Origin of the sequence: Flavobacterium sp. 11 (genome assembly GCF_002754315.1) — a bacterium.
Lineage (GTDB): Bacteria > Bacteroidota > Bacteroidia > Flavobacteriales > Flavobacteriaceae > Flavobacterium > Flavobacterium algoritolerans.
The window spans coordinates 139,068-159,401 of record NZ_PEFE01000001.1; the positions used below are offsets into that span (position 1 = coordinate 139,068).

Sequence of the window (20,334 nt, forward strand, 5' to 3'; positions counted from 1 at the left end):
TTTCTATTATGCTCATTTTATACCTTTTTTAATAAATCTGTCAAAGGCCTTTCTATATCCTTTTTTTAACCAATCTACATCAAAATATTTCAAAGAAAAAAATAGTATAAAAAAAAACTCTGAAATCTTCAAATTTCTTGTTTTTCTAATTTCAGCCATATACCTCCTCAACAACCTAAGCCTCTGATTTTTATCATAATAACCTAATTTATGTTTAACTATAAATTTAAAGAATTCAATTTCCGATACATTTTTTATTAAAATATTATCTTGTCTACCAGAAATATTAACAGATGACAACCTAAAAAAAACTACGCTTTCATTTATTGTAAAAATAGGTTTATTATCCGAAAAATCAAGCCATGCACGATCATCACTGGCCCAAGCTAAGGGATAATCATAAAAACCGTGTTTTAAATAGGATGCTTTGGAAAAAATATATTCAGACAATGAGCTTCTTGTCATTTTGTCAAATTTTCTATAAAAGGAGTCTGTTGCTTTCTCCCAAACCGGATGAACAAAAATATCAGGAACGCTTATCAATTTTTCGAAAATTTTTTTACTAGCAAAACGAACCACATTTGAACTTCCATTAAACACATTGTAATTTTCATACCAAGACGCCACAACCGAAGACCCTAATAAATCATCATCGCCTAAAATCATAATCCATTCTTCCTCTTTTGAAAGAGCAATACATCTATCCCATTGACTTACCAAAGATTTTTTTCCTATATTTTCTTCAAATCTATGATAAATAAAATTAAATTTCCCTTCGTATTTTTCCAATAAATCTTTCGGACTTTCGGGACTGGCATCATCACCAATATACACTTTAAAATATTTATACGTTTGATTCGATAAAGACTCTAGCGTTTCTTCAAAAAAAGTGAGTTTGTAATATGGGATTACTATTGCCAGCATTAAATAACTTTTTTTATCAAAATTTTCCAAAAAACAATATGGAACTTTAAAAATGGGTTAATTAAAAATAGTTTAATCCAATATCTGCTTGCAATTAATCGCTCTTGAAATAATAATGATTGATTGATAAACTTCTTTACATTTATAATTTCTAAATCTTTTGACTGTGGAACACTATCAACTTTCAATGGCAAAATACTTTCATATAATTTATGAATCTTCGAAGTAGATTTTATCCACTCCTTATTTATTTTGCCAATTGAAAAATGTTCGATCAGGATTTGATTAGTTACAACAACTTTATATCCTCTTTTTTTATATTCAAATGAAATATTTAAATCATAATTATGAAATCCTTTCATCGATTTATGAAAATCAATTCTAGCTTCTTTTCTCGACACCATAAAAACACCATCTATAACGACAACTTCTTCAATGGTTTTTTCATCAAAACCGTAGTCCCATGTTTCCTTGTCTTTATTTTTAAAGTGTTGAATAATAAAAGTATAATTCTCCCCTTCATTACAATCCCACCACACCGAAGGCATTTTTGTTTTAGTCTTCGCGCCTGCTACACCCAACAACCCAATTTTTTTATTTTCACTAAAAATACGTTGAATAATACTACCCCACCCTTCAGTATGAAAAAGAATATCGTCGTGAATAAAACATAAGTAATCTCCAGTACTCTTTTCTATTCCTAAATTATAAGCTTCAAAAATGGAATATTTATTTTCCGTATTATCAATTATAATTAATTCATATTCACAACCAGTAGTTTTCTCAATGTTTATTGATAATTCCTCTGAAATAGTCTTTTCCCGTGAACAAATTATAATGGAGAGCATCTTTTTTAAATTTTATAAGCAAATATATTTATGGCCATATCAAACTTTTCGCACACAAGTTTACTATCAACAAATGGTTTGTTCCTTGAAAAAGATTGTTTTAAATGATACCTAAAGCCTTGTCGCTTTAAAATGTTTAATAAATCATCTAAATGCTGCTCTTCATCATAAAAACTATGGTATTCCACAAAAATATGATTTATATTATATAACATACTTTCACAATCCTGTAAAACAGTATATTCTGAACCCTCAATATCAATTTTTAACATTTCAATTGGTCTATTCAGAAAATTTCGTAGTCTTATCGCTTTAATAATTTGGGGAGTTTGGTTGTTGTATTCTATTCCAATGCGTCCCCCTAAACCATTATCTGTGTAAAATCTTAATTCTGTTTCTTCCTTCCAAACAGCCTTCTTATATAATTCAACATTCTTTATACATTGTGAGTGGATGTTTTTTTCTAAAAAAGGCAACACGGCATTGTCTGGCTCAAAAGCTATAATTTCAGCATTGGGAAATCTTTTTGAAAAAAATAAAATGCTTAAACCCATATTTGCACCACAATCAATAATTATTGGTTTACTACTGTTTGTTTTAAATTCATATATATTTTGTTCAAAAATCTCTTTGAAAGTATTATAAAAGGCCAATCCATGATGATAATTAAAGTCTTTTTTAAATAGTTTAATTTTACCTTCTGCCTTTCCTTTTGAATCAAAAAGGGCTCTTTGAAAAATTGCATCTTTTAAGAAATATTTGAACATCTTTCTAAATAATCTCTTCATTTTGAATATTTTTTTAATTAAAATATACTTTATTTTTTAAAATATGCAATAGCAAAATATCTTTTACAAACTGCTTCACTATTTAAAATAATTCTTTGTTTTTTAAATTACCCTTATTATCTATCCTCCATGCACTTGATTCATTACATGTTTCAAAATAATAAACTTGCTCCTCAGACAAATTTTCAGCATTAAGATACCATCCACCATGCCTAACCTGATACGGCTTATTTGTCCTAATAGCGCTTAAAAAACCTTTTTCAGCATACTGATAATTAGGCCTATACAAAGCAAAAGTGGTGTCTAATTCAGCCAGATAATCTCCATTTTTATTGATTTTTTTCCAGTATTTTTCCTCCCATTTAATTATCTTCCATTTATTTGGATTACAGTCGGGTAAATCATCAATTTTTAAACTAAATCCAACTTTTGTAATATTATTATTTCTGTTTAATATTCTTCTAAAATGTAAAATGAAATCTTCTGGGCAAAACTCATCAGGAACTATGTCTGCATCAGTAACAACATAATATCCTTTTGAATATTTATTAAACAATTCTTTATTTTTCCAAAAAACCAAATGACCGTAATTTTCATTCAAGAGATGCAGTTTTACTGAATCCTTAATTGTTTCAAAATACTCTAATAACGGCTTATACGTTGAATTGTTATCTAAGATTACAATGTTACTGTAGTTCTTTTCCTTTAAAAAATCAATCAATTTCCTTAAATAATGTAATTGATTAAAACTTATGATAATTATTGGGATTTCTTTTGGATTCTTCAATTGTTGTCTTAATATAGAATTAGAACAGGTATTGAAGTAAGTTTTAATCAAAAACCGAATATATACCGCTTTTTTAATTATTTTACGTTTTTGCTTGTATAAATAATATTTCATGATTTTTGTTTAAAAAACTACAATTCAAAAATATTTAAAATTTTAAGTTGTAATATTAATCTACATAATTTTATTATTAAAATTTGTTGTCTTTATTTAAATTTTAGCTGTATTATCCGTCCTTTCATAATCAACTTTAACACCTCTCCAGACAAAAACAGGTTTGGCTGCGAAGCTGTCGAGCATGTCTTGAATAAGATTCAGCCTATTAAAAATTAAAATCATTATGGAGTTTAGTACATTGTTCATTTTTTACAATAATTTATCTTTAACATTTTTGATGACTTCTAAAAACTGATGTCCATATTTCCTGTCCGGCTCCAAATAATTCCCTTCAGCCCATTCATTCCAAGATTTAATAATTATAAATGGCGGATTATTTTGGTTCTCTTTTAATTTCTCAACTGATTTTTGTAAATGAATTTGCCATGCCTTCGGATTTGCATTTTTGAATATTAATGATGTTTGCCCGCTTCGTGCAGAATTATCCCAATTAGGAAAAACACAGGATATGTATTTTTGATTGGGATAATTAATTTCTAAAGAGGCAACCCCTTTTTGATAATCTAAAATCAATGGTTTTAAACGTTTACCCACAACATCAGAGTATCCTACCAAAGTCAGTATTCTTAATTCTAGTTTTCCTAAAAAGGAATCTCTAGAAAAATATAATTTCTGATTGTACCTAATTTTAACAAAAGTGTCTAAACCAACCACTCCATTGATGTTATCATTCAAAAGCGTCTCATCAGAATTACTATTTCCGGTAGCAATAAAATAAATGCCATCAAAACAATTTTTTATAGCGAGCTCATTAAATGTAGATATAAAAATAGCTAAATCTGGAATATCATCCATTCTATAAACGTGAAACATAGGTCTATTCCCTACCTTAATGTAGCGTTCATCTTTAAAGAAAGGTAATAGATAATTAAAATAAGTGATATATCCTTCAATTCCTTGATAGGTCTGGTCTATTAAAACATCTTGATTCTCTAATCCATGCCATATTCCTCTCCAAGCTTCATTAGCCCAACAAAAACAAAATGGAATCCTTATAGATTTATTTTTTAGCATCATTTCTGCTGGTTTCGCCAATAACATTTTCCCGTCACCAAACCAATATTGATAATATATAAAACCATCAATACCATATTCTAACGCTAATTCAGATTGCGCCTCTTGTACTTCAGGCACTCGCAAATCATAAAAACCCAAATCTGCAGGCAAAATTGGCTGATAATGTCCTTTAAATAAGGGTTTCGCCTTGGTAACATTAGTCCATTCAGTAAATCCTTTGCCCCACCACAAATCATTTTCAGGAATAGGATGATATTGAGGAAGGTAATAAGCCAAGAATTTTATTTTATTTTTCATTACTAATAAGGTTTTCTTTTGTTGCCTCTAAATATTTTCTACCCCATTTTTGACATGGCTCTAAGTGATTCCCCTCAGCCCATTCATTCCAAGCATTAATAAACAAAAAATTTTCTTTATTAACATTCCATGGGAAATTATTTACAATATGATTTAACCACTCCCCATAAATCCTTGGTGTTGAATTAGTAAAAATAAACGAATTGCTTTTTCGCCTTGAACTGTTGTCCCACATAGGTATTAGACAAGGGCTAACATTACTTTTAAAAACATTCTTTTTTTGAATTTCAACAAATTTATTATAATCAAAAACCCGATCTTCTTGAGTAATTACAACATTTTCTTTTAAATTAAACTGTTTGTAAATCTTAGTAATTATTTTTTGGCCTATTGTTCTTTTATTTGGTTGTTTTCCAGGGAAATGTGGCTGAAACTCTACTGCAAAATCAAATCCCATTTTAATAGGATCATCAACAATACCCCAACTTTGCATATAACCTAAATGTACTTCACCAACACCTTCTTTTCTAGCAATATTTCTCCAAATTTCAATTGTCTTATTTATATCATTAAACAACTTAGGCCGATACACTAAAAAAACGGGCTTTCCTTCGTGTTTAATATAGCGTTCATCATTAAAATAATTTTTACACAAAAACTCGAAATGTATAACATCATCTTCAAAGCCATATTCTTGATGCAGTAATACTTCTTTATCTAGACCATCCCATGTTTTGGTCCAGTTTTCATTTGCCCAACACATCATAAAAGGCAGATCCTCCTGTGGATTCTTGAGTTTTCTATCTAAGGGTTCATGCAACATTCTTTTGCCATTAAACCAATAATGATAATAGCAAAAACCATAAATACCATATTCTTTAGCCATAGCTTCCTGAGCCAGTCGGGTTTCTTCAAGACGCAAATCGTAAAAACCCAAATCAGCAGGCAAATGGGGTTGGTAATGCCCTTCAAAACGGGGCTTGGCTTTAACGACATTAGTCCATTCCGTAAAACCTTTCCCCCACCATTCATCATTTTCAGGAATAGGATGAAATTGTGGTAGATAAATGGCTATGGGTTTTATTTTGTTTGGCATCTTAATTAATCGCTTTTTTATAAACTTGGACAGTCTCTTCTAGGTTTTTTTCCCAAGAAAAAAATTTAGATCGTTCAAGAGAATTGTTCACCATTTTATTTTGCAATTCAGGATTATATAAAATTGAACACATTTGATCACTTAATAATTCTACATCAAAAGGATTAATACAAATTCCATAACCCTTAACAATTTCAGGTAATGATGCTTGATTTGAAGAAATTACAGGGGTTCCACATTGCATTGCTTCAATTATTGGCAAACCAAAACCTTCGTAAAGAGACATATAAACAAAACTCAAAGCATTTGAATAAAAAACTGATAATTCATCATCAGGAACATACTCTATAAAATGAATATGTTTAAATCCTTTGTATTTATCCATAATGCTTTTTTTTATTTCGACATTATCAAATGTTCCTATTAAAACTAATCCTAAATCAGAATTTTTATTGTCATTTACTACTCTAATATAGGCCTCAATAATATGTTCCGTATTCTTATATTTTTGATTTCTATTTAAACACAATAAATATTTTTCAAAATTGAAGTTATATTTCTTAGATAGTACTAAAAATTTTGTTTCATCTAAATTCGGAAAAAAAACATTTTTATTAGCTCCCAAATAAACAGTTTCTATTTGACTTTCGTCTAAATCTTTCCTGTAATTTAATAATTCAGATTTAGTAAATTCAGATACGCATATCACTTTTGTTTCTCTATCTATGGAATCATAAGCCGGTTTTAAAAGCTCAACAAAACTTGGAGGTGCCAAATCAGGTCTTGTAAAAGGCATTAAGTCATGAGAGGTAAAAACTCTTTTAACGTTTTTATACTTTTTTATCTCATCAGGTATCGCTTCAATTGGTGAATGATAAATATCCATTCTTTTCATCATATTTTTATCAAAAATATTTGATTTTAAAAATTGCTTGCTACTCCAATTTTTAATTAAATTGGAATTAGTTTTTGAATTCAAATAATTAAGTATTTTGAAAGTTTCAGTCTGATTATTTGCTATTTTATTTTGAAGACTTGAATATTTATTTTCTTCGATAAATGACACTAAATTATTAATTATAGCTCTATCATATTTGTTTGAAGAGTAAAACAAATTCACTTCATTAGAGTTTTCAAGCCGGTTAGTAAGTTCATAAATTACTCTCAAACCTCCATGCATTATATTTTGTTTCAAATGAGTGCCAATCCACGTAGCGTCAAACAATACATTCATATCAAATATCATAATTATAAAACTAATACTAAAAACTTGATCCTCTTAATTTTGCTCTTTTCAATTCTGCAATTTTCAAAATATCAATCTCTGATTCTGAGTGTATTGCAATTACATCATAATGCCAGTCATAATCATATATATCTCTTAAACACAATTTAATCAACTCTTCACGATTTGAACAACCATCTTTTAATTCAAAATGACTAAACTCGCCATATTTATTAAACCATAAATATTTATTATATCCAAATTTGGTAAGAATTTCAAAATGCTCGTGAAAATCATTTTTAGTTTTTTTTATCATAATTGGATGCCATTCGAAAATAACAAAAGGTTTATAATACTGTAATATTTTCCCACTCCCTTTTAAAATTTTACCATCATAGCCATCAACATCTATTTTTATAATATCAACTCTTCCTTTTAACTTATCAAACAAAAGTGTATCTAAACTTATTGCTTTAACTTTTTCTTCTCCAATAGAACTTGCTGTTCCTAAATGAGTTTTTACCAAACTACCGATTTTGTTATTGTCAGAACCACTTAACATGACATTAAACAAGTGACTTTCCGGAAAATATTTTTTATTTTCTTTTAAATAATTAAAAAACTCAAAATCACCTTCTACACAGTAAAATTTTTCAATTTTGCCAGGCAAATTCTTTATCAAAAATAAATTAGTATCACCAACAGCTGAACCAATATCAATTATAGTGAGTTCTCGGTTATATAACTCATAAACTGAATCGACAAGTTGCAATAATGGATTGTTGTAATTTTCAAACAATCTTGCATAAAGAGCATATGAATTTCCATTATTAACTTTGACTTTATAACCATGAATGATCGTAGATACAGCACCAGAAAAATATTTAGAGGAATAATTCCAAAGTAGCAACCAACATTTTCCTAAAAAACCTTGCTTGTCTCTTAATTTATAAGTCTTTAATAAAAAATTATAAATTATACTATAATAGATATTAATTTTCATTTGGAAGTTATTCTAATTTTAAAAAATCCCATTTATAGTTTGGCACAACAAACCCTTCTCTGTCTAAATCTCTTTTTTTAACACCTAAATCCTCAATTTTAATTGATATTTTATCTTCTAAAATGTCAAAAAGCTTAATTCTTGAAACAAAACAAGCAATAACTAAATTATAACTTCCAGGTACAAGAATATTTTTTGATATGTTAGCAATTAATTCATATTTACCTTTTTTAACAACCTCAAAATCATTATTATAATCGTGCAAAGAAGTTGTAAAAACAGCAATACCCTCAGTATTCACAACCTTAATTGAAACTGTAAAATTACTAATATTGCTGAGGGCATTCAAAAAAATATTTATTGTAAAATCTTCACCTGATGCAATTTGATTTGTAATTTGTGAATCAGAATTTGAAACATAAATTCTATCAAAAAACAAATCACTATCAGTTTTAATTTCTCTTTTCCATTCAGCACTTGAATCTGAATTTAGTAATAAATAATTAGAGATTATACAATTAATATTATTTATATCTTTTATTTTCCCGTTTTCAAGCAAAATCCCCCTTGTACACAAGCTCTTCACCGCCGCCATATTATGACTCACAAACAAAACCGTTCTTCCTCCTTTTTGAGAAATATCCTGCATCTTACCAATCGCTTTTTTCTGAAACTCCGCATCGCCCACCGCTAAAACCTCATCTATAATTAAGATTTCCGGTTCTAAAAAAGCAGCTACTGCAAAAGCCAAACGTACGGTCATCCCGCTACTGTAGCGTTTTACAGGAGTATCTATATAACGCTCGCAACCGGAGAATGCTATAATTTCATCTATTTTAGATGCAATTTCTTTTTTGGTCATGCCCAGAATGGCACCATTCAAATATACATTTTCTCGACCGGTCATTTCCCCATTAAAACCAGTACCTACTTCTAATAAAGAAGCCACACGACCTCCAAACTTAATGTTTCCTGTAGTAGGTGCAGTAACGCGGGATAATATTTTTAATAAAGTAGATTTTCCTGCGCCGTTTTTACCAATAATCCCTAAAACTTCTCCACGTTCCACTTCAAAATTGATGTCTTGCAATGCCCAAACATAATCACTGGTTCCTTTAGTGCTTCGGTCATTAACATCTCCAATTTTTAAATACGGATTCTCCTTACCACGTATTTGATGCCACCATCGGTTCAAATCATGCGACAAAGTACCTGTACCCACTTGACCTAAGCGGTATTGCTTGGAAATATTCTCGGCTTTTAATATAATGTCTTTCAATGGAGGTTTAATTAGTTAATCATCTAATTAATTGACAATTTTAAATAATAATAATAATAATAATAATAATAATTTTTAATATGCAATCTGAACACTAAAAACTGAACACTGAACACTATTCTCTAAACAGTATCTATAAAACTCTTCTCCGTTCTGTTAAATATGAGCACTCCTACAAAAAACACCACTACGGTAACCAAAAACGTATAGCCCAATCCCCAAATAGAAATGTGTCCTACATTCAGCAACATATACCGCGCAGTTTCTATTATATAAGCCAACGGATTGTATTGCACTAACCAGCCATAAGATGGCAATTTTTCTGCAATCAAAGCCATAGGATACATAACCGCCGATAAAAACATCAACAATTGCACGCCAAAACCAATCAGATTACTGAAATCTCTGTATTTTGTAACCAAAGATGAAATGAACATCCCCAATCCCAATCCCAAAACACCCATCAGTACAATTAGAAAAGGGAAGAATACCACCGAACCATTCAGTCCAACAGTAGCGCCTTTTAGGTAATAGAAAATATAAAAGGCAATAAATATTAAAAATTGAATTCCAAATTTAATCAAATTAGAAACCACTATAGAGAGCGGTACAATTATCCTTGGAAAATACACTTTCCCAAAAATACCAGCATTGGCGCCAAAGGTATTTGAGGTCCCTGTTAGACAAGCCGTAAAATAATTCCAAACCGTGATTCCAGCTAAATTGAACAAAAATGGAGGTACCGTTCCAGTATCAATTCCTGCTAAATTATTAAAAACGATTGTAAAGGTTGCAGAAGTAAACAAAGGCTGAATCAAGTACCACAGTGGTCCTAAAACGGTTTGTTTATATACCGTAACAACATCCCTCTTCACGAAAAGCATCAGCAAATCTCTGTATTGCCATACTTCATTGAGATTAAGGGAGAAGAATTTATTTTTAGGCGTTATTTCAAACAGCCACGTGGTATTGGTTTGTTCGGGTTGGTTCATTGGTTTATGCTAAAATCCTATCGTTAATTGCATTATTTCTAGAGCGTCATCTCGATCACAATTCAGAGACGAAAGAGATTTTACTTTACTAACTAAACGGTATCATTACGAGGCAAATATAAATAATTTGTATTTGATATTTCCTTAAAAATGGGTCGTATTTATTTTGAGGTATTATGTTATTTTTCAATTAATGAAAAGAATGATAACCACTAAAAAACACAACTCCCGGACACGCTTCGCGGCTCTAACTAACAGTAAGGTGGTGAAGCCTATTTGCTAATAAAAGTAGTTTTCAGCGAATATACTATTCCTTTATAAATAACCGCAGCAATTCACAACAATCTTCATGATTTCGATAATCAAATAGCAGTTGAAAATTATAAGTTAAAATACAATTTTGAAAACAATTCACAACTAAGCTACTAGATAAATCATCCCATACAAATAATCAAATGGATTTTTTACTTGATACAACCTTTTTCCAAACTTAAAAGTAAATTTCGTTCAGTTAATACTTAATAATTAAGGACCAAAACATAAATAGCATTGCAAGTAATTGTAATGCTTTTTGCTTTAAAAATAGATCCAAATGAGGTGTGTAATTCCCGAATTGCACACTATACTTCTTGATTCAGAGAATTCTATTATATAATTTTGTCACTACTTCCCCACTCCATTCCGACAAATCTTCACTAATACAACACAATGGATAAGCAACAAAATCAACAGCGCATAAAGATGATTTACCAAATGCTTTTTGAAATGGCAACCGGCAACTTCTCTTTTAGAATTAACCTAACAGATCAAAACGACGAACTCGAGAAACTGTCTGAAATACTTAACAATTTTGCAGGACAATTGCATGATATTATACTCCAGTCAGGTCACATTAACCCGCATTACAGTTATCAAAACTTGGTGCAAACAACATTTATCTTAGACGATAAGTTTATTATCAACAATTTTAATGCTCACGTACCAGAAGCACTTTACTATGAATCTAAAGAATTATTTCAAGTAGACTTTGGAAAATTTATTGCGCCACAGTCTTTCAGTATTTGGAATGAAAAAAAGCAGGAAGCTTTACTTGATGATAATTACCATAGCACCGTTCCCCTTATTTTTATTACGGGAAATAATAAATTACTTCCAACTTTTTGCACCATTTCACGATTGCGCTACAGTGACAAAATAATAGTAAACTCTATTACTACCATCTTGCAAGAATTGTTGTCTGACACGAAGTATGAAATAAAAACAAATCCAGAAAAACAATTAGAAGCTGTGATTATCCAAAATCTTTATGATTACATTTTAAATCACTTGGAAGAACCTCTCCCAACCCTTAAAGAATTAGCGGTACAGTTTGATAGTAATGAATACAAATTAAAATTTGGATTCCGCGAATTTTTCAAAACCAGTATCTATAATTTTTATCATGAAGAAAGATTAAAAAGGTCACATTTGATGATCCAGCAAACAAAGATTCCACTCAAAGGAATTGCCATTATGAATGGTTTTAACACATACCTCAACTTTTATAAAGCTTTTAAAAAAAGATTTAAATATGCACCGAGTGATGTCGAGCGGGGCCAGAATAAAGCCGTTTAAAAATTAAACAGCTTCACAGCTGTTTTGGATAACGAAAGTTCTGATTTGCATAACATTACAAATTTAAATGATAGAATTTTACAAGACCAAAAAAGCAAATTATGAAAACTTCTGAAAAAATTAAAAGTGTAATAGTGAATTTCATAAGTTGGCTCTTTATTTTGCTATTTACTTATGCAGCGACCAACAAAGTACTTGATTTCCAAAATTTCAAACAGCAGCTTGGACAATCACCGCTCTTGAGTTCTTTTGCGGAACAAGTAGCATGGGCGGTTCCATCAGCTGAATTTTTAATTGTCATCTTATTAGTTTTACCGAAGTTTAGATATGCAGCCTTAGTATCGTCTTTCGTATTAATGCTGATGTTTACGGTTTACATCTATATTATTTTAAATCACAGCGTATTTGTTCCCTGTTCCTGCGGAGGTATTTTAGAGAAAATGGATTGGCACGAGCATTTAATTTTCAACATAGGATTTGTTTTCTTGGCACTGATTGGAATAGGGTTGCAACCAACACAGTATATTACTACAAAAAAGAAATTAATTGTGGTGTCCAGTTCTGCAGTAACGGGTATTATTATCGTAATTGCTTTATTTTTAATCTCGGAAAATATCCATAGCTATCACAACAAATTTGTGCGGCGTTTATCGAGTGCCCCTGCAACCAAAATCAAGGACTATAACCTCAAATTAAGGTCGTATTATTTCGCAGGTGCAGATGATGGTCATGTTTACTTGGGAAACACAACCTCGCAATTATTAATGACCGTGGTAGATACAGCGTTGAATAAAACAACGACACACAATATCACTCTTGATAAAATCGACCTGCCATTTCGTTCACTGACAATTAGAGTAAGTGGACCCTATTTTTATATTTATGATGGAATGGTTCCTTGCTATTACAAGGTAAAATTGTATCGGGCATCTTTTGTCTAGTTTTACAAATCACAATTATAGGTTGGATTCCTGCTTGTATATGGGCTTTTAGTTCCTTAAACAGAATGTATGCCGATAGAAGAACAGCTACGATTATCACGGAAATGAGAAAAGCGAATTAAGTCTTTGCTCCCAGTTGTCCAGATATGCTTTTGACAACTCCCTCCGCTAGTAACAAATAGTATAACACCAGTATATCATTAGGAGAATTACTATATTCCATTTGACATTTTTTTTATAGCCAAAAGAAGTAGCATTTTTTTTATTGTCAAATATTCCACTATTGTACTTATTTACAATAATATATTTTCCTAAGATCTTATAAATCATATCGCATATCGCGATATAAAATACATCAATCAATTATATACCCGATCAGGTATAAATAACCCGCTGGTCGAAGTGTTCATTACCTTGAATTAGCACGAAGCTCTGCAAATGTCTTTGACTTCGCAGTATTATAAAACAAAAGCCAACTGTAAAGGTTGGCTTTTTTAAACTAATTCTTCTTGTCGTGATCGTGAGGTTTTAAAGTTGGATGTTTCGGCTGATTTTCAGGAGTAACTCGTTGTCTTCTGTCTTCTTTTCCTTCTTCAGTCTTTCTTTTTGGGCCCGGTTTAATGTCTGCTTTAATTGTTTCCATTGTGTTTTTAATTAGGTTAATAAATTAGTAAGTATTACAAAAAAATACTATTTCATGTCTATAGGCTGATAACCCTCGACATTTTTCTGTATAATGGTGCTTTTTTGCTACTCTTAGCCAGCCCACGCTGCCGCACGAATCCTTTCGTGTGGTTCTTTATAAACACAATTCTCGATCAATTACATCGAGTCTCTCTTTATTGCAGAGATACACCAGCTCTCCGAGGTCTAATGTCTTCGAACAACTATCTATTATCCGAAATACCGCAAATAAAAAAATATGCAGTGATTATTTCAATTTATCACCGCATTTTTGCGGTAAGTACAAACCTGGTTTACCGCATTAGTATCAAAAAACAAAGTATGCAATTCGGGAATTTCACTATTCAATTCGGGAATCGAACACCACACCATTTGCAGCCCGACCAACCATCTAATAGATTTGCCTCCTGATTCAATTATTGAATCAGTCAAATTGTAAATCTAAAACAGCCCTGATGAAATTGTTTGCTGAATCCTTGATGTCAGAATTAGAACATCAATTAAAATTGATCCATCTGGAAACAGAAAATCCACTGCAGTTGGCTGAACAAGCTATAAAGAATAGCATTGCTGCCTTAGAGAGGCTAAAAACGTTTTTCATAAAATACAAACAGCTAACCAAAAAAGAGGAAATAGAATTCTTCCGGAACATCAAACCAAAGTTTGCTAGCAAATTGATTTACTACAACAAAATCTATACTATTGAAACCAACAAGCCATTGGGTTCTCAAAAAACAATGGGTAAATATTATAAAGCTGAACTCCTTGCATTAAAAGTCTTTTTCAAGAAGAACCATGAGTTTTACCGCTACTACCGCACCGGGAACAACTGCCTCGATAATAAATATTTTATACGGGCAAAATACGATCTTAAACTAATGGTAGACAGTTTTTATTTTCAATTAGACCATCGCTTCGCAACATCCCATGACTATATAGTGGCTCGAATACTAGCCAACGATGAGATAAAAGTTTTTCTGGAAGAGCAAATAACAAAATTAGGCAGAAAAACAATAGCTATCCAATCACCTTCTCAACTCTCTAAAGGCCCGAAATGGACGGGATCAAAAGTAGAACTGATCGAGTTGATTTATGCACTCCATACAGAAGGTGTTTTTAATAACGGAACCTCAGGACTAAAAGAGGTCATAACCTATTTCGAGACAGCCTTTAATATTGATTTGGGGCAGTTCAACAGGGTTTTTCTGGAAATCCGAAACAGAAAATCCGAGAGAACAAAATTTCTGAATACGCTAAAAAACAAGCTCATGATCCGTATGGACGAAGCAGATGAAAATTAAAAAAGGCCGCTCAAAATCGAGCAGCCTTTTATCATTGCTTATAAAAACACCTAAAAACAAGGCTGTCGTCTTTTATAAAATCAAAACAGCCAATTGCAAAGCATGAGCATACTACTCAATAGTTTCACTATCACCTATGAGATGACCTACAAGTATACGCCAGTCTGGGTCAATTATAGCTGTCGATTCCGTTCTAGTATCAAAAGTCGAATGTCGGCCATATGACGTTGTAGTCAGGATAATTTGCTTGTCAGTTTCGGTCAGAATGGGATCAATAACGATACTCCTTTCGTATTCAACCACAAAATCATAAAGAACAGCATAGCTACTTTTCTGCTTAAAAAGAAACAGAAAAGAATGGATAAAATCAATAAGACTTAATTTTGCAGCGGCTGTCATGTTAGAATTCGCAATAATATCCGAAAAACTGACAGTACTATCAGCAATGACATTAGCACCCTTTATTACTATCGCCGAATTATTGTCCTTTCTCTGCATTTTATTAAATGTAGTTTTGGCATAGGTAACAGATGCAACAGGACTACTGACAGAAGAACTTGCATCTTGTAAAGTACCCAATGCATCATGATTTTTAAATAACTTATGATACATTCTCCCATCTGAATCATAAGGATTCTCTGTATTGGCAGGCATTTCATCCACTTTTTTAGTGTTGTAATAAAGAATCTCTTTATTCGATCCTATACGCTCTGGAGTATCACTAGATACAAAGGGAGTATCGGTAGTACAAGAATCAAGTGTAAACAAAAAGGAGAAGCAAATTAAAGTGCTAAGGCTTGAATAGAATTTTTTCATTTTGGTTAATGTTTTTAAATGTTACTGATTACTTTTTTCATCAGTTCATTTCTCCCGGGATAATCTGAACAATAGGGTGGTTTTGCTCATAACAAAACCGTTTGAATTCAAGGCAAAACTAAGAGGACGTTTTTCCTCCGACAAGCCAACATCTGTTCAATTCGGGAATCTACTATATTCAATTCCCGAATTGAACACAGTACATTTTACAATAAACAACAACTATCCAGCGAATTATACTCCAGAAAATGAAAGAATCCTTTATTAGGGTAATTCTTGCATCAATTAAATTATTTTAGTTACATTTAGTGTACAGGAATAGTATGTCATACTATACCATCTTTATTCTTTCTAATCAATAAGCCCCCCAATCTTTAGGAATATGATAAAAAACTACTTACTTATAATATGGGTATGCCTGTATAATTACGCAAATGCACAACAAAAGAATTTTGTCATTCCAGACAGTCTTTCAAACAAGAACTATGAATATTTTAGCAACAACATACGATACGAGGAAAAAGATAGTATCAAAGAGCTACTCTATGCACAGTCATGGTTATCAAAAGCAAAACGGGAGAATAACTTCGGTCAAATGGCACTGTCCTATAAAGCCTTAATTTATAAAAACGATAAAAAGCTACAACTTATATATGCTGATAGTATGCTCGCAACGGCAAAAAGAACAACCGATATTGAATTAATCGGATCGGTTTACATGACGAAAGGAGCAGTGTATTACGACCGTAAAGAGCATATTAAAGCACTCGATAACTACCTGATAGCGGACGAATACATTTCAAAAACCAATAACCACTACCTTATATATAAAGCAAAATATGTTATTGGTTTAATCAAAAATCACCTTGGATTTTACGATGAGGCAACAGCACTATTTCAAGAATGTATAAAGTATTTCAAGGGAAAAAATGACCGTGCCTATCTGAATTCATTGCATTCTTTGGGGCTTTGTTACAACCGCATAGGTAAATATAAGCTGTGTAGCCAAATCAATCAGACGGGGCTGAACGAGGGACTGCGCTTTAAAAATTTAGAAATGGAGCCGTACTTCATCCATTCCGAAGGCGTTAACCAATATTTCAAACACAATTACAGCGATGCAATAAAAAAATTAAAAGTAGCGCTTCCTGCAGTGATTCATAATAAAGACTTTGCAAACGAAACTACGGCCTATTTTTACATCGGTAAAAGTTACTGGGCTCAAGAGTTGCAGGAAAAGGCATTACCCTACTTAAAGAAGATAGATGACGCTTTCCAAAAACAAAAGTACATACGTCCTGATTTACGGGAAGCCTATGAAATATTAATTGATTATTATCAGCAACGAAACAACAGGGAATTAGAGTTATATTACGTCAGCACGCTATTAAAAGTAGACCAGGTGCTGCATAAGGATTTCAAATACCTTTCAGGGAAAATACACAAAGAATACGACACAAAAAAATTACTGCAAAGGCAAAGAAACAATGAACAATATTGGACAATTGTAGTCTGCATTATAATTACCATAATGACAGTAGTGATAGCCGTATTAGCGCGCAGACACTATAAAAATAAAAGATTATTTGAAGAGTTGATGAATCGCAAACCCGAAACGACCCAATCATTGGTTTCAAACAATACCAGTAAAGAAAACGAACTCGATATTAATCCTGAAGTGATTGCCTCCATTCTAAAAAATCTGGAAAAATTTGAGCGAAATAAAAAATACCTCGAAAAAGACATGACTTTGGCAAAAATGGCTGCATTATTAAACACCAATATGAAATACGCTTCAAAAATTATAGCACGATATCGTAACAAAGGAACAGTTGACTATATCAGCAATTTAAAGATTGACCATATTATAGAATTACTCAAAAACGAAAACAAATACCGCAATTACACCAACAAGGCATTAGGTGAAGAATCCGGTTTCGGTTCCACTCAAAACTTTACACGGGCATTCAATAACCGAACAGGCCTCTCTCCCACCTACTTCATCAGCAAATTAAGAAGTCAACAACATTCATAAATAATAATAATAATAATAATAATAATACATCATCTGCGATGCCATTATAGTTACCATATCACAAAATCAATCTAAGTTCCGACTTCAACCCGCCCTTATAGTTGCCAAACCAAAAAATCACGGTAAGGATTATAGTGTTGGCCGAAGGGAGTGACCCCCGAGTCGAGTGTGAAACACGAGCGGCTGGGGTCGCGATAGGAAAATTCGTCCGATGATTTTTGGTGTAAAAATATTTAGGCTTGATTTTTTGTTTCTTTTGTATCAAGACAAAAGTAAAAATCATCTTCATCAACAAAAAACGTGTAAAAACATTTTTGTTTCTTATGAAATCTAAGATTCAAGAACTCCAATAAATTATTAACTCTTGAGCTATCAAAAGAAAAGAATCTTCATTAACCTCTTCTTCCCGCCCTTATCTTTTTATACCAAAAAATCACGGTAAGGATTTTAGCGCTGGCCGTAGGGAGTGATCCCGGAGTTGAGCGCGCAGCATGAACGGCTGGGGTCGCGATAGGAAAATTTGTCCGATGATTTTTGGTATAAAAATATTCAGGATTGATTTTTTTGTTACTTTTTTCATCAAGGAAAAAAGTAAAAATCATCTTCTTCAGATAAAAATCAGTACTAACATAAACGTACTTCTTATGACTTCCCTTATACTTTTATTAAAAAAAGTCAATAACCACAACAACCCCAAAATAAAAACTCATTTTTTCTATCACAACTTGTGAACCACTTGTGATTTAAAATCAACCAATACCAACAATTTTGCACCATAACAATATAAAACAAAACTTATGGCAATCGAAATCCTCACCAAAGCAGACCTCCATGAATTCCGTAAATCTCTTTTAGAAGATATCAGAGAAATACTAAAAGACAAAAACGAGCAAACCAAAAAATGGCTAAAATCAACCGAAGTCAGGAAATTACTCAAAATCTCTCCAGGAACACTTCAAAACCTCCGTATCAACGGAACACTTTCCTACACGAAAATCAATGGCATTATATATTATGACCACACTGTTATTGAAAAACTTCTAAACGGAAATAAAGTAAATACCCTCCCTAACCTTTTCAAGTAAAGTCATTACGAACAGCGAAGCAATCTGATTCCGTTTAACTTCTCACTTTTCACTTCTCACTATTCACTTCTCACTATTCACTTCTCACTATTCAACATTCACCACTCACTAATAAAATGAATTACATAAAACACCTCACTGGTTTCTTCGAGCGCATAGTCCAGGACCAAAATCTAAACCCTACCCATATCAGCTTATACATTGCATTATTCCAATTTTGGAATGTCAATCATTTTCAAAACCCGATAAGCATAACTAGGGAGGAGATTATGCGAATTAGCAAAATTTGCTCCACGGCAACGTATCACAAATGCATGAGAGAACTAAATGAAAAAGGATATATCAAATACGAACCTTCATTTAATCCCTTTAAAGGCAGTATGGTAATCCTTTTTAATTTTTCAGAAGACCTGAAATAAGTTCAACAAACAGCTGCTAAAAGCATAAAATGTACTAAAATTAATATAAAATAGTACCTCCTATGCTAAAGCATTAAAATAAACAATTAAATTAGTGTTCTATAACGTTAATCAATCAATTTTAAAATGGGAAAATTTGTAATTACTAAAAGAGTAAATGGAGAGTTTCAATTCAACTTAAAGGCTAACAACGGCCAGACAATTCTAGCCAGCGAAGGCTATGGGACAAAAGCCAGCTGTGAAAACGGAATTGAATCCGTAAAGCGCAATGCGCAGGATGATGCAAAATTTGATCGCAAGACAGCTGCAAACGGGAAAGCGTATTTCAATTTGAAAGCAACTAATGGTCAAATTATCGGTACAAGTGAAATGTATGAAACGGTAGCTTCTCGTGACAACGGAATTGAATCAGTAAAAAACAATGCGCCGGATGCAACAACAGAAGACCTTTCAAGCTAAATCAATAAAATAGTAGCACAGCTATTTGAGAAAATTAACCGATCAAATGCTACTGGTAGTGTAAACTAAAAAAGCCCATTCCTTTCGGTTTGGGCTTTTACTTATTTAATATCAGTTGGTAAAACTGGAATCAAACTATTTTCGGTACTTCTTAATAAAAAATTTGAGTAACATCGATATCATAAAACTGACTATAGCTCCAATGGTAGCCAATAAAACAGTTTTCATAACATCTTCCGACTGTAAATTCGGTGCAATGCTCAAAAATGTACCTCCTGCTGTACCCATAAGGATAGGATTACTCGTCGTCATCCTCAAGGGGATTAGGGTTTTCCTCATAAGAAGTCGTAAGCTGACTTACAGCAGACAAAACACCACCTACAACTGCCATATACCCGCCAATCGAGCCAATGATAACAGGCAAAGCAACCGGGGCAGTCAAAATAGTTCCGCCAACTGCTGCAAATGCCAGTCCAATATTCCGAAGTACTCTAAAAAATTTCGGCGTAGGACCTTTTATTCTTTTTACTAAATTCATAAGTATAAA

20 protein-coding genes are annotated in these 20,334 nt (G+C 32.0%); 6 read left to right on the top strand and 14 right to left on the bottom strand.

Annotation, left to right across the window (positions count from 1 at the left end; genetic code table 11):
* Nucleotides 1–12: 12 nt before the first annotated feature.
* From CLV00_RS00605 to CLV00_RS00650, 11 genes are all read right to left on the bottom strand, one after another.
* Nucleotides 13–954, bottom strand: coding sequence for a glycosyltransferase family A protein (locus CLV00_RS00605; RefSeq protein ID WP_233206831.1), 942 nt, complete (start codon nt 952–954; stop codon nt 13–15).
* Nucleotides 924–1,772 (bottom strand): glycosyltransferase, encoded by an 849-nt coding sequence (locus CLV00_RS00610; RefSeq protein WP_099713365.1) that lies wholly within the window; start codon nt 1,770–1,772, stop codon nt 924–926. The genes CLV00_RS00605 and CLV00_RS00610 overlap by 31 nt, the downstream gene beginning before the upstream one ends.
* A 5-nt stretch (nt 1,773–1,777) precedes the next feature.
* The gene (locus CLV00_RS00615) at nt 1,778–2,560 is read right to left on the bottom strand and encodes an FkbM family methyltransferase (protein ID WP_099713366.1); all 783 of its coding nucleotides are present in this window, start codon (nt 2,558–2,560) and stop codon (nt 1,778–1,780) included.
* Between the two features lie 82 nt (nt 2,561–2,642).
* Nucleotides 2,643–3,461, bottom strand: coding sequence for a glycosyltransferase (locus tag CLV00_RS00620; protein ID WP_099713367.1), 819 nt, complete (start codon nt 3,459–3,461; stop codon nt 2,643–2,645).
* A gap of 96 nt (nt 3,462–3,557) precedes the next feature.
* Nucleotides 3,558–3,710, bottom strand: a complete 153-nt coding sequence (locus CLV00_RS16350) for a hypothetical protein (RefSeq protein WP_158234580.1) — start codon at nt 3,708–3,710, stop codon at nt 3,558–3,560.
* A gap of 3 nt (nt 3,711–3,713) precedes the next feature.
* Complete coding sequence (locus tag CLV00_RS00625) at nt 3,714–4,838, bottom strand: glycoside hydrolase family 99-like domain-containing protein (RefSeq protein WP_099713368.1); 1,125 nt, start codon at nt 4,836–4,838, stop codon at nt 3,714–3,716.
* A complete protein-coding gene (locus CLV00_RS00630; protein WP_099713369.1) occupies nt 4,828–5,934 on the bottom strand; it encodes a glycoside hydrolase family 99-like domain-containing protein in 1,107 nt (368 codons plus the stop codon). The genes CLV00_RS00625 and CLV00_RS00630 overlap by 11 nt, the downstream gene beginning before the upstream one ends.
* Nucleotide 5,935: 1 nt before the next feature.
* Entirely contained in the window at nt 5,936–7,180 is a 1,245-nt protein-coding gene (locus CLV00_RS00635; RefSeq protein ID WP_099713370.1) for a glycosyltransferase family 1 protein, read from the bottom strand.
* 16 nt (nt 7,181–7,196) lie between these two features.
* Nucleotides 7,197–8,162: an FkbM family methyltransferase gene (locus CLV00_RS00640; protein WP_099713371.1), complete on the bottom strand. Its 966-nt coding sequence runs from the start codon at nt 8,160–8,162 to the stop codon at nt 7,197–7,199.
* 7 nt (nt 8,163–8,169) lie between these two features.
* Entirely contained in the window at nt 8,170–9,441 is a 1,272-nt protein-coding gene (locus CLV00_RS00645; protein ID WP_099713372.1) for an ABC transporter ATP-binding protein, read from the bottom strand.
* Nucleotides 9,442–9,563: 122 nt separating this feature from the next.
* Nucleotides 9,564–10,433: an ABC transporter permease gene (locus CLV00_RS00650; protein WP_099713373.1), complete on the bottom strand. Its 870-nt coding sequence runs from the start codon at nt 10,431–10,433 to the stop codon at nt 9,564–9,566.
* A gap of 708 nt (nt 10,434–11,141) precedes the next feature.
* Here CLV00_RS00650 and CLV00_RS00655 point away from each other — a divergent pair.
* Both CLV00_RS00655 and CLV00_RS16320 read left to right on the top strand, forming a co-directional pair.
* Entirely contained in the window at nt 11,142–12,047 is a 906-nt protein-coding gene (locus CLV00_RS00655) for a helix-turn-helix domain-containing protein (protein ID WP_099713374.1), read from the top strand.
* 101 nt (nt 12,048–12,148) lie between these two features.
* On the top strand, nt 12,149–12,988 hold the full coding sequence (locus CLV00_RS16320) for a MauE/DoxX family redox-associated membrane protein (protein WP_143394866.1): 840 nt from the start codon (nt 12,149–12,151) through the stop codon (nt 12,986–12,988).
* Between the two features lie 499 nt (nt 12,989–13,487).
* Here the strand turns inward: CLV00_RS16320 and CLV00_RS16420 are convergent, their stop codons facing one another.
* The gene (locus tag CLV00_RS16420) at nt 13,488–13,631 is read right to left on the bottom strand and encodes a hypothetical protein (protein WP_199074740.1); all 144 of its coding nucleotides are present in this window, start codon (nt 13,629–13,631) and stop codon (nt 13,488–13,490) included.
* A 496-nt stretch (nt 13,632–14,127) separates the two neighbouring features.
* Between CLV00_RS16420 and CLV00_RS00675 the strand changes: the two genes are divergently transcribed.
* Nucleotides 14,128–14,973 carry an RteC domain-containing protein gene (locus CLV00_RS00675; RefSeq protein WP_099716170.1) on the top strand — a complete coding sequence of 282 codons (846 nt, stop codon included), beginning with the start codon at nt 14,128–14,130 and terminating at the stop codon, nt 14,971–14,973.
* 111 nt (nt 14,974–15,084) lie between these two features.
* Here the strand turns inward: CLV00_RS00675 and CLV00_RS00680 are convergent, their stop codons facing one another.
* Nucleotides 15,085–15,789, bottom strand: a complete 705-nt coding sequence (locus CLV00_RS00680) for a hypothetical protein (RefSeq protein WP_143394867.1) — start codon at nt 15,787–15,789, stop codon at nt 15,085–15,087.
* A gap of 382 nt (nt 15,790–16,171) precedes the next feature.
* Here CLV00_RS00680 and CLV00_RS00685 point away from each other — a divergent pair, with 382 nt between their 5' ends.
* The 3 genes from CLV00_RS00685 to CLV00_RS00705 all read left to right on the top strand — a co-directional run bounded on the left by CLV00_RS00685 (nt 16,172) and on the right by CLV00_RS00705 (nt 19,787).
* Nucleotides 16,172–17,824: an AraC family transcriptional regulator gene (locus tag CLV00_RS00685; RefSeq protein WP_143394868.1), complete on the top strand. Its 1,653-nt coding sequence runs from the start codon at nt 16,172–16,174 to the stop codon at nt 17,822–17,824.
* A gap of 797 nt (nt 17,825–18,621) precedes the next feature.
* Nucleotides 18,622–18,909 carry a helix-turn-helix domain-containing protein gene (locus CLV00_RS00695; protein WP_099713380.1) on the top strand — a complete coding sequence of 96 codons (288 nt, stop codon included), beginning with the start codon at nt 18,622–18,624 and terminating at the stop codon, nt 18,907–18,909.
* Nucleotides 18,910–19,454: 545 nt separating this feature from the next.
* Nucleotides 19,455–19,787: a YegP family protein gene (locus tag CLV00_RS00705; protein WP_099713381.1), complete on the top strand. Its 333-nt coding sequence runs from the start codon at nt 19,455–19,457 to the stop codon at nt 19,785–19,787.
* A gap of 298 nt (nt 19,788–20,085) precedes the next feature.
* Here CLV00_RS00705 and CLV00_RS00715 read toward each other — a convergent pair whose 3' ends face one another.
* A complete protein-coding gene (locus CLV00_RS00715; protein WP_099713383.1) occupies nt 20,086–20,325 on the bottom strand; it encodes a hypothetical protein in 240 nt (79 codons plus the stop codon).
* Nucleotides 20,326–20,334: the final 9 nt, after the last annotated feature.

Coding starts and splice junctions, on each gene's coding strand:
- CLV00_RS16350 (WP_158234580.1), bottom strand. CDS start 3,710: ATGAACAATGTACTAAACTCCATAATGATTTTAATTTTTAATAGGCTG.
- CLV00_RS00705 (WP_099713381.1), top strand. CDS start 19,455: ATGGGAAAATTTGTAATTACTAAAAGAGTAAATGGAGAGTTTCAATTC.
- CLV00_RS16320 (WP_143394866.1), top strand. CDS start 12,149: ATGAAAACTTCTGAAAAAATTAAAAGTGTAATAGTGAATTTCATAAGT.
- CLV00_RS16420 (WP_199074740.1), bottom strand. CDS start 13,631: ATGGAAACAATTAAAGCAGACATTAAACCGGGCCCAAAAAGAAAGACT.
- CLV00_RS00635 (WP_099713370.1), bottom strand. CDS start 7,180: ATGATATTTGATATGAATGTATTGTTTGACGCTACGTGGATTGGCACT.
- CLV00_RS00640 (WP_099713371.1), bottom strand. CDS start 8,162: ATGAAAATTAATATCTATTATAGTATAATTTATAATTTTTTATTAAAG.
- CLV00_RS00615 (WP_099713366.1), bottom strand. CDS start 2,560: ATGAAGAGATTATTTAGAAAGATGTTCAAATATTTCTTAAAAGATGCA.
- CLV00_RS00650 (WP_099713373.1), bottom strand. CDS start 10,433: ATGAACCAACCCGAACAAACCAATACCACGTGGCTGTTTGAAATAACG.
- CLV00_RS00695 (WP_099713380.1), top strand. CDS start 18,622: ATGGCAATCGAAATCCTCACCAAAGCAGACCTCCATGAATTCCGTAAA.
- CLV00_RS00620 (WP_099713367.1), bottom strand. CDS start 3,461: ATGAAATATTATTTATACAAGCAAAAACGTAAAATAATTAAAAAAGCG.
- CLV00_RS00680 (WP_143394867.1), bottom strand. CDS start 15,789: ATGAAAAAATTCTATTCAAGCCTTAGCACTTTAATTTGCTTCTCCTTT.
- CLV00_RS00630 (WP_099713369.1), bottom strand. CDS start 5,934: ATGCCAAACAAAATAAAACCCATAGCCATTTATCTACCACAATTTCAT.
- CLV00_RS00675 (WP_099716170.1), top strand. CDS start 14,128: ATGAAATTGTTTGCTGAATCCTTGATGTCAGAATTAGAACATCAATTA.
- CLV00_RS00610 (WP_099713365.1), bottom strand. CDS start 1,772: ATGCTCTCCATTATAATTTGTTCACGGGAAAAGACTATTTCAGAGGAA.
- CLV00_RS00655 (WP_099713374.1), top strand. CDS start 11,142: ATGGATAAGCAACAAAATCAACAGCGCATAAAGATGATTTACCAAATG.
- CLV00_RS00625 (WP_099713368.1), bottom strand. CDS start 4,838: ATGAAAAATAAAATAAAATTCTTGGCTTATTACCTTCCTCAATATCAT.
- CLV00_RS00715 (WP_099713383.1), bottom strand. CDS start 20,325: ATGAATTTAGTAAAAAGAATAAAAGGTCCTACGCCGAAATTTTTTAGA.
- CLV00_RS00685 (WP_143394868.1), top strand. CDS start 16,172: ATGATAAAAAACTACTTACTTATAATATGGGTATGCCTGTATAATTAC.